At 73.9% G+C, this 12,960-nt stretch carries 9 protein-coding genes; all 9 read left to right on the plus strand.

Features of this window, described 5'->3' with window-relative positions; all coding sequences use genetic code 11:
* Nucleotides 1-131 precede the first annotated feature (131 nt).
* Nucleotides 132-1,643 (plus strand): aldehyde dehydrogenase family protein, encoded by a 1,512-nt coding sequence (locus ACIPXC_RS03760; RefSeq protein WP_401613521.1) that lies wholly within the window; start codon nucleotides 132-134, stop codon nucleotides 1,641-1,643.
* Nucleotides 1,640-3,472 (plus strand): non-ribosomal peptide synthetase, encoded by a 1,833-nt coding sequence (locus ACIPXC_RS03765; protein WP_401613184.1) that lies wholly within the window; start codon nucleotides 1,640-1,642, stop codon nucleotides 3,470-3,472. The genes ACIPXC_RS03760 and ACIPXC_RS03765 overlap by 4 nt, the downstream gene beginning before the upstream one ends.
* A 3-nt stretch (nucleotides 3,473-3,475) precedes the next feature.
* Nucleotides 3,476-4,222 (plus strand): thioesterase II family protein, encoded by a 747-nt coding sequence (locus tag ACIPXC_RS03770; protein WP_401613186.1) that lies wholly within the window; start codon nucleotides 3,476-3,478, stop codon nucleotides 4,220-4,222.
* 16 nt (nucleotides 4,223-4,238) lie between these two features.
* Entirely contained in the window at nucleotides 4,239-4,442 is a 204-nt protein-coding gene (locus tag ACIPXC_RS03775; RefSeq protein WP_076043097.1) for an MbtH family NRPS accessory protein, read from the plus strand.
* A 1-nt stretch (nucleotide 4,443) separates the two neighbouring features.
* Nucleotides 4,444-5,658, plus strand: coding sequence for a cytochrome P450 (locus ACIPXC_RS03780; protein ID WP_401613187.1), 1,215 nt, complete (start codon nucleotides 4,444-4,446; stop codon nucleotides 5,656-5,658).
* A gap of 15 nt (nucleotides 5,659-5,673) precedes the next feature.
* Nucleotides 5,674-9,612: an amino acid adenylation domain-containing protein gene (locus tag ACIPXC_RS03785; protein ID WP_401613189.1), complete on the plus strand. Its 3,939-nt coding sequence runs from the start codon at nucleotides 5,674-5,676 to the stop codon at nucleotides 9,610-9,612.
* Nucleotides 9,612-10,256 (plus strand): 4'-phosphopantetheinyl transferase family protein, encoded by a 645-nt coding sequence (locus tag ACIPXC_RS03790; protein ID WP_401613191.1) that lies wholly within the window; start codon nucleotides 9,612-9,614, stop codon nucleotides 10,254-10,256. The genes ACIPXC_RS03785 and ACIPXC_RS03790 overlap by 1 nt, the downstream gene beginning before the upstream one ends.
* Before the next feature lie 13 nt (nucleotides 10,257-10,269).
* A complete protein-coding gene (locus ACIPXC_RS03795) occupies nucleotides 10,270-11,301 on the plus strand; it encodes a winged helix DNA-binding domain-containing protein (RefSeq protein WP_401613193.1) in 1,032 nt (343 codons plus the stop codon).
* A gap of 119 nt (nucleotides 11,302-11,420) precedes the next feature.
* A complete protein-coding gene (locus ACIPXC_RS03800; RefSeq protein WP_401613195.1) occupies nucleotides 11,421-12,698 on the plus strand; it encodes an MFS transporter in 1,278 nt (425 codons plus the stop codon).
* Nucleotides 12,699-12,960 lie beyond the last annotated feature (262 nt).

Genomic DNA, 12,960 nt, shown 5'->3' on the forward strand with positions numbered 1-12,960 from the left:
CCTGTGACCGACACAGCTGTTCAGCGAGCCCGTGAAATCCGTGACCGAGTGAGGACCCCACCGTGACCGTGCTGACCGTGCCGCCCGTGCCGCAGGACTCCAGACCGCCCGGCGGCGAATCCGACGCGGCCCTGCCGCCCCGCTACACCGACCAGTGGATCGGCGGCGCCTGGGTCGCCTCCGAGGCCGACGGCCGCCTCGTCGTGACCGACCCCGCCACCGAGCGCCCCCTGGCCACCGTCCCCGCCGGCACCGCCCGGGACGCCGACCTCGCGGCCCGCGCCGCCGCCGCGGCCTTCGAGGGCTGGGCGGCCACCCCGCTGCGCGAGCGGACCGCCCTGCTGCGCAGGGTCGTCGAGGCCATGGAGGTACGGGCCGACCGCTTCGCCGAGGTCATCACCGCCGAGGTCGGCGCGCCCGCCAGGATGGCCCGCCACACCCACGTCGGGCTCTCCCTCGGCATGGCCGCGCACTGCGTCGAGACCGCCGCCTCCTACGCCTTCGAGGAGCGGGTCGGCCACTCGCTCGTCGTGCGCGAGGCCGCCGGCGTGGCCGCCTGCATCACCCCCTGGAACACCCCGCTGCTGCTCACCGTGCAGAAGATCCTCCCGGCGCTGGCCGCCGGCTGCACCGTCGTGCACAAGCCGAGCGAGATCACCCCGCTGCACGCCCGGCTGCTCGCCGAGGCCGTCGCCGAGGCCGACCTGCCGCCCGGCGTCTTCAACATGGTCGTCGGCACCGGCGACACCGTCGGGACGGCACTGGTCACCCACCCGCTGGTCGACGTGGTCTCCCTGACCGGCTCCACCCGGGCCGGGCGCGAGGTCTGCGCACTCGGCGCCGACCGGATCAAGCGCGTCCACCTCGAACTCGGCGGCAAGAACGCCAGCCTCGTCCTCGACGACGCCGACCTCGCCCCGGCCGTCGCCGCCACCGTCGACCAGATGCTCTTCAACACCGGCCAGACCTGCCTGCAGTGGAGCCGGCTGCTGGTGCCGCGCGAGCGCCAGGACGAAGCCGTGGAGCTCGCCGTCCGGGCCATGGACGGCTATGTCACCGGCGATCCGCGCGATCCCGCGACCGACCTCGGCCCGCTGGTGTCCGCCGCCGCACACGCCCGCGTCACCGGATACATCCGGCGCGGCGCCGAGGAGGGCGGAGCCCGCCTGGTCCACGGCGGCCCCGACCGGCCCGCCGGGCTGGACACCGGCTACTACGTCCGCCCGACGGTCTTCGCCGACGTCGACCCGCTCACCACCATCGCCCAGGAGGAGATCTTCGGACCGGTGCTGTCCGTCATCCCCTACGACCACGAGGAGCAGGCCGTGCGGATCGTCAACGGCACCCGCTACGGCCTGCACGGCGCGGTCTGGTCCGGCGACGAGACCCGCGCCGAGCGGGTCGCACGCCGCTTCCGCTCCGGCCTGGTCGACGTCAACGGTGGCCAGTTCAACCCGGCCGCGCCGTTCGGCGGGTTCAAGCAGTCCGGGATCGGGCGCGAGTGCGGCACGGCCGGACTGGAGTCCTTCCTGGAGACCAAGTCGATGCAGCTCCCGCAGGGCGGGGCGGGCCAGGTGGTCGGCCCGCGACTGCGGGCCACCGAGGCCGCCCGCCCCGCGGACACCGAGAGGAACGACGGATGACCGAGCCCCATGCCGGGCCGGCCGGGGCGAGCGCCCCGGGCGGGCTCCCGCCGCTGTTCGCCCGACTGGAACGGTGGACCCGCGAACAGCCGAACGAGACCGCGGTCAAGGCCGTGGACGGCAACCTCACCTACGCCGCACTCACCGCCCGCACCGCCCGGTACGCCTCCGCCCTCGCCCGCGCCGGAGTCGGCCCGGAGACCGCGGTCGGGCTCCTGCTGGGCCGCTCCCGCGAGAGCGTGCCCGCCCTCCTCGCCGTCTGGAGCCTGGGCGGGACCGCCGTACCGCTGGACCCCGGCCACCCGGTGGAGCGGATCGGCGGCGTCCTGCGCGACGCCGGGGCCGCCGTCCTGGTCGCCACCGGAGTGCCCGCGGGCCTCGAGGCCCGCGGGACCGTCCTGCTGACCCCCCGCGAGGTCCGCCGCGGCGCCCCCGGGGCGCTCGCCGTGACCCTGCCCGCCGCCGACACCTGCGCCTACCTCATCTACACCTCCGGAACCACCGGCCGCCCCAAGGGCGTCGAGGTCACCTACCGCGGCCTGGACACCTTCGTCGAGGCCCTCGCCGGGCTCGGCCTGCCCCCCGGCGGACTCGGACTCAACGCCGTCTCGCCCGCTTTCGACGGCTGGCTCTGGTGCACCCTGCTCTACCTCGTCCACGGCCAGGGGGTGGCCCTCACCGACCTCTCCCTCGACGGACTGCGGCAGGCGGCCGCGGAAGGCCGCGAACCACTGCCCGCCGGACTGCGCACCGTCTCCCTCACGCCGTCGCTGCTCGCGGCCCACGGCGCGGGACTCGGCTCAGCCGAGGTCGTGGTCGTCGCCGGGGAGGCCTGCCCGGCCGCACTCGCCGAGCGGTTCGCGCACGGCCGCAGACTGCTCAACGTGTACGGGCCGACGGAGGTGACCATCGCCGCCACCTGGGCCGACAGCCGACGAGGGGACGACGTGACCGCCATCGGACGACCGCTGCCCGGCTACCGGGCCTACGTGCTGGACGAGGAACTGCGGCCGGTGCCCGCAGGCACCGAGGGCGAGCTCTACCTCGGCGGGCCCGCCGTGGCCCGCGGCTACCGCGGCCGCCCCGGACTCACCGCGAGCCGCTTCCTGCCCGACCCGTTCCAGGGCGGCGGCACCCGCATGTACCGCACCGGCGACGTGGTGATCCGCCGCGACGGGGGCGAACTGGAGTACCGGGGACGCCGGGACGACCAGGTCAAGATCCGCGGCCACCGCATCGAACTGGGCGAGGTGGAGCGCATCGCCGCCGAACTCCCCGAGGTCGTCGCCGCCGCCTGCTGCCCGCTGTCCCCGGGCCAGAGCCTCGGCCTCGCCGTCGTCGCGGCACCCGGCGTCGACGACCCCGCCGGACTCGCCACCCGGGTCGTGGAACGCTGCCGCAAGCAGCTGCCCGCGGCCGCGGTACCGGGCACGGTGCGCGTACTGGACCGGATCCCGACCCTGACCACCGGAAAGGCCGACCGCGCGGCACTCGCCCGGGCCCTGGCCGAACAGGAGGGCGGCGCCGCCCCCGGCACGGCCGAGGGCGGCGCCGTGAGCCCCAGCGAGCGCACCGTGATGACCGTGTGGGCCGAGGTGCTCGCCACCGAGGTCCCCGGCCCCGACGCGGACTTCTTCGAGCTGGGCGGCCACTCCCTGGCCGCCGCCCGCGTGGTGTCGGAACTGCGCCGCACCACCGGTCTGCGCGTCGGCCTCGGCGCGCTGCTGGCCCGGCCGACGGTCGCCGACGTCGCCGCCGAGATCGACCGGCTCGCCGCCGAGCAGGACGCGCCCGCCTCCGCACCGGCCGACGCCGCCGAGGGGGCGTAGGCCATGGGCACCTGGATCTCCACCTGGACGGCGGACCCCGCCGACCCGGCCCTGCCCGTGCTGCTGTGCCTGCCCCCCGCCGGGGCCGGCTGCCAGCAGTTCCGCGCCTGGCAACCCGCGCTGGAGGGCACCGCGCAGGTGTACGGCGTACAGCTGCCGGGCCGGGAGAACCGCTGGCGGGAGCCCATGCCGGACACCTTCGACGAGGCCGTCGACGCCATCGCGGCCGAACTGGTCTCCACCGTCGGGGACCGGCCGCTGATCGTCTTCGGCCACAGCTTCGGCGGCCTCCTCGGCTACGAGGTCTCCCGCCGCGTCACCCCGCGCGCCCTGGTGGTCAGCGGCTGCCGGGCCCCCGGCCACTGGACCGGCGCCGGCCGCGGCATCGTCGACGACGGGGAGGAGCTGGACAAGCTCTTCGACACCGCCGACCTCGATCCCGGGCTGCTCGACGAGGACACCCGGGCGCTGATGGTCGCCATGCTCCGCAAGGACGCCCAGCTGTCCCTGAGCTACGTCCACCGGCCCGGCGCCCGCCTCCGCGTACCCGTGCACGCCTGGGGCGCCGACGGCGACGAGACCGTCAGCGCGGCCGACCTGGACGGCTGGGCCGCGGTCACCACCGGCGGCTTCGCCCGGCACACCACCACCGGCGGCCACCACGCCGTACTGCGCCGCCCCCAGCCCGTACTGGACCACCTGAGCGCCCTGCTGCGGGGCGAGGGAGCCTCCCTCGCCCCGACCGCCTGACAGCCCGCCCGCACCCATCGGCCCGAGCCCGGAGGACACCGTGCCCACCACCCACCAGGTCCTCGTGAACCACGAGGGGCAGTACGCGCTGTACCCCGCCACGCGCGAGACGCCCGACGGCTGGACACCGGCCGGCTTCGACGGCACCGAGGACGAATGCGCCGCCTTCGTCGACGCCCACTGGCCCGACATCCGCCCGCTCAGCCTGCGAGGAGCCTGAGATGGAGATCGACCTGCTCGACCCGGGCCCCTTCGGCCGCAACGACTTCTGGCCGACGTTCACCTGGCTGCGCGCCAACTCACCGGTCCACTGGCACCCCGAGCCGGGCAGCGACGACGGCGGCTTCTGGGCGCTGAGCCGGCACCGCGACATCATGAAGGTGTACGCCGACAGCGACACCTTCGTGTCGGGCCGCGGGATGCGGCTGGGCAGCGACCCGGCGGCCGTCGCCGCCGTCGCCCAGCGCATGCTCATCGTCTCCGACGTCCCGCACCACACCCGTCTCAAGCGGGCCCTGGGCCAGGCCTTCGGCCCCCAGCAGATGCCCCGCCTGGAAGCCCTCGTAGAGCAGGTCGTCGCCGACCTGGTCACCGAGGCCGCCGAAGCCGACGAACTGGACTTCATCGACCTGGCCAAACAACTGCCCAACCGGGTGGTGTGCGCCGTCCTCGGCATCCCGCGCGCCGACTGGGCCTGGATCGGCGCCCTGACCACCGACGCCTTCGACTCCCCGGACGAGGCGGTGCGCAGCAACGCCCACTCGGAGATCTTCCTCTACTTCATCGAGCTGCTCGCCGAGCGCCGGGTCCGCCCCGGCGAGGACCTGGTCAGCCAGATCGCCCACGACACCCTCGTGGACGAGGGCGACGGCACCGAACGGCCGCTCAGCGACCACGAGATCGTCTTCAACCTCAACGGGGTCCTGTCCGGCGCCAACGAGACCACCCGCTACTCGGCGGCCGGCGCGGTCCACATGTTCGCCGAACACCCCGACCAGTGGCGGCTGCTGCGCGGCCTCGGCCCCGACGGCATCGCCCCCGCGGTCGAGGAGATCCTGCGGTGGACCACACCCGGGGTGCACGCCCTGCGCACCGCCGCCCACGACACCGAGATCGCCGGGACGCCCATCGCCGCCGGCGCCCGCGTCACCCTGTGGAACGTCTCGGCCAACCGGGACGAGGAGGTCTTCGCCGACCCGCACTCCTTCCGGGTCGACCGCCGCCCCAACCGGCACGTCGCCTTCGGCCACGGCCGCCACCTCTGCCTCGGCGCCCGCCTCGCCCGCTTCGAACTCGGCGCCCTGCTCACCGAGATGCTCGCCGTACTGGACGGGTTCGAACTGACCGGCCCCGCCACCTTCAACTCGTCCAACTTCACCTGGGGGATCAACAGTCTCCCCGTGCGGCTGCTGCGCAGCCGAGCCTTCGCGAAGTAAGAAAGGGCCCGTACTGTGACCACCGCACTCGTCGACTTCAACCGTTCGGACGCCGCGTTCCCCGCGAGCGGGTACCCCGAGCTCCTCGCCGGACAGGCCGCCCGCACCCCGACGGCCACCGCCCTCGCACAGGGCGACCGCACCTGGACCTATGCCGAACTGGAGGCCGCCACCAACCGCCTGGCGCACGCGCTGATCGCCCGCGGCGCCGCGCCCGGCACCCGGATCGGGCTCTGCTACCCGCGCAGCGCCGAGTACGTCCTCGGCTCCCTGGCGATCCTCAAGACGGGCGCGGCGATCGTCGCCCTCGACCCGGTCAACCCCGACGACCGGCTCGCCGCGATGATCGGCGACGCGGACCCGCTGCTGGTGCTCACCCCGGCCGAACTCGCCCGCCGGATACCCGAGGACGTCCCGCGGGCCGAGGTCGCCACCGCCGGACAGGGCCTGCCGGACACCGCCCCCGCGTCCGTGACCGGCCCCGACACCGTCAGCCACCTCATCTACACCTCCGGCTCCACCGGCACCCCGAAGGCCGTCCTGGAGCGGCACGGCGCGCTCACCAACCTGGTCCACTGGACCACGCGCGCCTACGGGGTCCGGCCCGGCGACCGCGCCTCCTGGATGTCCACCCCCGGGTTCGCCGTCCAGATCATGGAGTGGCTCGCCTACCTGCCGGCCGGCGCCGCGATCCACATCCCCGAGGCGGGGCAGGCGCAGACCCCCGAGCAGATCCGCGACTGGCTGGTCGGCGAGGGGATCACCCACACCATGCTGGTGGCCGCGCTGGCCGAGCCCGCATGGGGGCTCCGGTGGCCGGCGGACACGGCGCTGCGGATCCTGGTGACCACGGCCGAGCGCGTGCACAGCTGGCCGCCCGTCGACACCCCCTTCCGCGTGGTGATGACGTACGGCACCACCGAGACCACCAACGTACTGTCCTGCCTCGACCTCGGCGCCGGCACCGACTTCACCAGCCAGGCCACCTCCGACGAGGTCCGGGCCACCCGCCAGGTCCCGGTCGGCGTGCCCATCGCCAACCTGCGCGTCCACCTCCTGGACGAGGACGGCCGCCCGGTCCCCGAGGGCGAGGTCGGCCGGCTGCACGTCTCCGGGGCCGGCGTCGCGGCCGGCTACCACGGCCGTCCCGAGCTGACCGCCGCCAGGTTCCTCCCCAACTTCCTGCCCGACGACCCGCACCCGGTGCTCTACGACACCGGCGACCTCGCCCGCCGCCGCGAGGACGGCGCCGTCGAGCTCCTCGGCCGTTCCGACTCCCAGGTCAAGATCCGCGGCTTCCGCGTCGAGCTCGGCGAGGTCGAGACGCACATCGCGCGCCTCGACGGCGTCGCCGAGGCCGTCGTCGTCACCCAGGAGCGCGGCCCCGGCGACAAGCGCCTCATCGCCTACGTGTCCCCGGCCGACGGGGCCGAACCCGACTCGGCCACGGTCCGCGCCGAGGTCGCCCGTACCCTGCCCTACTACATGGTCCCCGCCTCCGTCGTCGTGCTGCCCGCCCTCCCGCGGCTGCCCAACGGCAAGGTCGACCGCCGCAGCCTGCCCGAGCCCCCCGAGGGCCGCGACGGCGTCGGCGCCGGCTACGAGGCGCCGCGCAACGAGGTCGAGGACGGCCTGAGCCGGCTGTGGGCCGACGCCTTCCGCACCGACGGCGTCGGCATCCACGACAACTTCTTCGAACTGGGCGGGCATTCGCTGCTGGCCTTCCAGCTCATCGACGAGATCCGCCGCCGCTACGGCGTCGAGCTGAGCCTCTCCGACCTGTCCACCTGCCCCACCGTCGCCGAGCTCGCCACCCTGGTCACCACCGAACGCGCCGGCGGCCGCGGCTCCTTCGGCGGCCTCCCGGCGATCGTCCCCGACCCGGCCGCGCGCTTCGAGCCCTTCCCGCTGACCGAGAGCCAGCAGGCGCTGTGGATCGGCCGCGGCGGCCTCGTCGAACTCGGCAACGTCGGCTGCCACGGCTACTTCGAGTGGGAGAGCGAGAAGCTCGACGTCCCGCGCTTCGAGGGCGCCTGGCGCCGGCTCGTCGAACGCCACGACGCCCTGCGCACCCGCGTCCTGCCCGACGGCACCCAGCAGGTCTTCGAGGAGATCCCGGACTACGAGATCCCCGTCACCGACTTCGGCGGCCTCGACGAGGAGACCCGCGCGGCCGAACTGGCCGCCCTGCGTGAACGGCTGTCCCACCAGGTGCTCGACGCCGACGCCTGGCCGCTGTTCGACGTGCGGATCAGCCTCCTCGGCGGCGGCCGGGCCCGGATCCACCTCTCGCTGGACTTCCTCGTCGCCGACGCCTGGAGCTACTTCCAGGTCCTCATCCCCGACCTGGTCACCTACTACGTGGAACCGGACGCCGAACTCGCCCCGCTGGAGCTGACCTTCCGCGACTACGTGCTCGCCGTCGGCAACTCGCTGCGCGACAGCGAGATCTACCGGCGCTCCGAGTGGTACTGGCGCGACCGCCTCGCCACCCTTCCGCCCGCCCCCGCGCTGCCCGAGCGCCCGGCCGACGCCCCCGAGCTGCCGGTCCGGTTCGAACGGCGCAGCCACGTCGTCTCCCCGCAGCAGTGGGCCCGGATCCAGGAGCGGGCGCACGCCCGCGAGGTGACCCCCTCCGGGGTGCTGGCCGCCGCCTACGCCGAGATCCTCGGCAAGGCCTCCGGACAGGCCCGCTTCACCATCAACTTCCCGCTCTTCAACCGGCTCCCGCTGCACCCGCAGGTCAACGCCCTGCTCGCGGACACCACCACGACCCTGCTGCTCGCCGTCGAACAGCAGGACTCCACCTTCGCCGGACGTGCGCAGGCCGTCCAGCGCCGCCTGTGGGCGGACCTGGAGCACCGCTATTTCAGCGGGGTGCAGGTCCTGCGCGAGCTGACCAAGCTGCGCGGCTCCCTCGCCCCGGCCATGCCCGTGGTGATGACCAGCCTCGCCGGCCACCCGCCGCAGTACGAGGAGACCGAACTGGGCGCCCCGGTCTACGGGATCTCCCAGACCCCCCAGGTCTCCCTCGACTTCCAGGTCTTCGAGAAGCCGGAAGGACTCACCTTCAACTGGGACTTCCTGCCCGCCGTCTACCCCGACGGGCTCATCGACGCCATGTTCGACGAGTTCACCGCCCTGCTGGAGGCCCTCGGCGAGGACGAGGTCTGGGAGCGGTACTCCCCGCCGCCCGGCGAGGCGGGCGCGGACGCCGCCAGGGCCGGGGAGCGCGATACCGGCGACGCCTGGGAGCGTTACTGGGCGGGCATCCGGCGCACCGGCCGCGGCGGTGACGTCATCTGGGACGCCGACAGCGGCGAGGAGTTCCAGTGGCTCCTCGACCAGGCGCGGCGCCACTTCCGCGCCGACCTGCCACTCATCGACCTCGGCTGCGGCAACGGCCGCTACAGCCGCGAACTCGCCCCGCACTACCCGTCGGTCATCGGCGTCGACGTGTCCGTCAGCGCCATCGACCACGCCAAGCGCGAGGCGGAGGGCGTGGCGAACGTCGACTACCTGGCGATCGATATGACCGACGCCGAGCAGGCCGCGGTTCTGGGGGAGGGGCCCTACAACATCTTCGTCCGCGGCGTCTTCCACGTCCTGGACACCGAGGCCCGGGCCCGGCTCGCCGCGGTCGCCGACCGGCTGCTGGGGGACGAGGGCACGCTGATCGTGCACGAGCCCGACTACTCCAGCAACTCCTTCGGCTACCTCGGCTTCGTCGGCGGCAAGCGGGGCCGCGCCGAGGACCTGGTCGGCCCGCTGGAGGCGGCCGGCGTCCGGCACTCACACCGCTTCACCCGGCCCGAGCTGGCCGAGGCGTTCGGCGCGGACGGCTGGGAGATCGTCGAGGACGAGGCGATAGAACTGCACGCCATCGACCCCCAGTCGGACTCCGGCGCCCTGCTGCTGCCCGGCTACTACGCGGTGCTGCGCCGCAGGCGCTGATGGCCGGTCTCGCACTGGCCGGGCCGACCGGAGCGGTGCTGGCCGCGGCAGGGGACGTACGGGAGCTGCTGACCCGTACCGAACTGGACCGCGCCGGCGCCCTCCGGTCGGCCGGCGACCGGGAGGACTTCCTGGCCGCGCACGCACTGGTCCGGCTCTGCGCCGGGCGGCTCCTGGGCCGCCCGGCGCAGAGCCTCACCGTGGTTCAGAGCTGCGGCTCCTGCGACCGGCCGCACGGCAGGCCGCGGCTGGCCGAGGCACCCGGCACCGGTGTCAGCCTCGCGCATACCCGGGGCTGGGTCGCGGCCGCCGCGGCCGACGGCCCGGTCGGCGTGGACGTGGAGGCCGCCGACGACGCCCCCCTGGACTGGCGGACGGCTTCGTCCGTCTGCACGGAGAAGGAACTGGCCGCCCTGCGGTCGGACACCCACCCCCGGCGCGCCTTCCTGCGCCAGTGGGTACGAAAGGAGTCCCTGGTCAAGGTCGGGGCGGGCACGCTCGACGAGCCGACCCGCCTCGACCTTCCCGTGTACGGGCAGGAGCCGCCGCGCTGGCACGGCTGGCGGCTGCTGGACTGGGGCGGCGCGGAGGCCGTCGGATGCGTGGCGGCCCGCGAGGAGATGCGGCTGCGGCTGCTCGGCTGAAAGACTGGATCACGTGGAACGACGTATGACCGAACGGCTGCTCAGGGCGCGCGCACAGGCGATCGGGGACGGGGTCCGGGAGGACTCCGTCGCCGCCGTCCTGGGCCGGGTGCTGGCCGTCCAGGCCCAGGACCTGCCCGCGGCGGAGCTCGGGCTGCGGGTGCGGGCCCGCGGGCTGACACAGGAGGCGGTGCGCCGGGCCACCGACACCGAACGCACCGCCGTTCGCGGCTGGTTCATGCGCGGTACCCTCCAGCTGGTGCCCGCCGCCGACGCCCGCTGGCTGCTCGCCCTCTTCGGCCCCCTCTACCTCGCGCTCGCCGCCCGGCGCCTGCGCGAACTGGGCCTGGACGAGGCCCTGTGCACGCGCTCGGAGCGGCTCATCGCCGACGCGATCGCCGCGGAGGGCCCGCTGACGCGCGCCCAGCTCACCGACCGGCTCACCACCCTCGGCGTGGAGCCGAAGGGGCAGTCCGCCTTCCACCTCATCCGCCGCGCGGCCCTGGCCGGCCGCATCTGCCACGGCCCGCAGCGGGACGGTGACGCCACCTTCGTCCTCCTCGACGACTGGCTGCCCGCCACCGGACCCCTGCCGTACACCGGGGAAGCCGCCGTACGGGAGCTCGCGCGACGCTACCGCGCGGCCCACGGACCCTCCGACGCCCTGGACTTCGTCCACTGGTCGGGGCTGAAGACCACGACGGGGAAGAACGCCTGGGCCGCCGTCCGGGAGACCCCTCCCGAGGGCCCGGCCGCCGCCGGGGAACCCGACGTACGACTGCTGCCGGCCTACGACAACTACCTGGTCGGCTACCGCAGCCGGGACCTGTCGGTGCCCGCCGAGCACGAACGGCGGGTGTGGCCGGGCGGCGGGCAGATCCGCGCCACCGTGGTGGTCGACGGCCTGGCCGTCGGCACCTGGTCGGGCGGCCGCCGCGGGGCGCCGGTCAAGGTCGAACCCTTCCCCGGGACCGGGCCCCTGAGCCCCGCCGTGACCGCCGGGATCGACCGCGAGAGCGCCGACATCGCACGCTTCTCCACCTGAGTTCATCGCATGTCTACAAGCGGTCTATAGTCCCGGAATTCATAACCGGGGCCCAACCCGGGGTCCATACCGTCAGTGCCGTCCGACAATTCCGTACCCAATCAGAAAAGGGCGTCGACATGGCACTCGGTCGGCATTCCGATTTCAATCGCCTGTGGTTCGGGCAGACCGTCAGCAACTTCGGCGACAAGATCTCCCTTCTGGCACTACCGACCCTCGCGGTCGTGGTGCTGGACGGTGGAGCCTTGGAGGTCGGCGTGCTGGGCGCGCTGCGCTTCCTCCCCTTCCTGCTGCTCGCCCCGATCGCCGGGCTGGTGGCCGACCGGGTCTCCAGGCGCACCGTCATGATCGTCGCCGACCTGGGCCGTTTCCTGGCCCTGGCCACGATTCCGCTGGCGTTCGCGCTCGACTCCGTCACCATGACGCACATCTTCATCGTGGCCGGTATCACCGGCTGCCTCACGACCTTCTTCGAGGTCTCGTACCAGTCCTGGCTGCCCCAGCTCATCGGCACCGAGAACCTCATCGAGGGCAATACCAAGCTCCAGATCAGCCGCAGTGTCGCCGAGGCGGTCGGCGCGGGCGCCGGTGGCGCGCTCATCCAGCTGCTCGGCGCCGCACGCGCCATCACCGCCGACGCGTTCACCTTCCTCATCTCGCTCATCGCCCTGCTGGTCATCCGCCACCGGGACGTGCGCGAGCGGACCGAGGAGCGGAAGGCCTCCGCGAAGGCGGAGATGAAGGAGGGCATGAAGACCCTCTTCGGCAACCCGGTCCTGCGCGGCCTGTTCACCGCCAACGTCGTGGTCAACCTCGGTGCCGCGATGGGCGACGCCATCCTCATCGTCTACGCCTACAAGGTGCTGAACCTCAGCCCCGGCCAGGTCGGTGCGGCCTTTGCCGTCATGTCGGTCTTCGTCATCGTCGGCGCGGTGCTCTCCGAGGTCGTCTCCAAGAGCCTCTCGGTCGGCCGTCTCCTCGTCATCACCGCGGTCGTGCTCGGCGCCGGCTACATCCTGGTGCCGACGGGCGGCGCGGTCGGCGGCTTCGTCGGACTGATCGTGGTCCAGGCGGTCATCGGCTTCGTCTCCCCGATGTTCGACATCCACGTCCTCAGCCTCGTGCAGGGTGTCACCCCGAACGAGCAGATGGGCCGCGTCAGCGGCACCGCGCTCTCCGCGGTGTACGGCGCCCTGTCCCTCGGCTACTTCGCCGGCGGCGCGCTCGGCGAGGCGATCGGCCTGACCGGCGGCCTCGCGGTGGCGGGTGCCGTCACCATCATCGGCGGTCTGACCCTCCTCACCGGACCGGTCGCCAAGATCAAGGAAATGCCGGGCGGCGACGACACCGCCGAGGAGGGATCTCCGGCCTCGGACGAGGCCAGGATCACCGCCTGACGGTCGAGTCCCACGGGAGCGGGTGCCCACCGAGCGGCACCCGCTCCCGACACCCGCACCCACTCCGGCACGGGCACACCCGCACCCGCACGGGCACACCCGCACCCGCACCTACGCCCGTACCCACGCCCCCACGGGCACGCTCGCACGGCACGCCCGCACCCGACACCCGCACCCACGCCCGCACCCACGCCGCACCCGCACCCGCACCCGCACGGGCACGCCCGTACCCCGCACCCACGCCGCACCCGCACCCGCACCC

This window comes from Streptomyces sp. NPDC090021 (assembly GCF_044748225.1).
Lineage (GTDB): Bacteria > Actinomycetota > Actinomycetes > Streptomycetales > Streptomycetaceae > Streptomyces.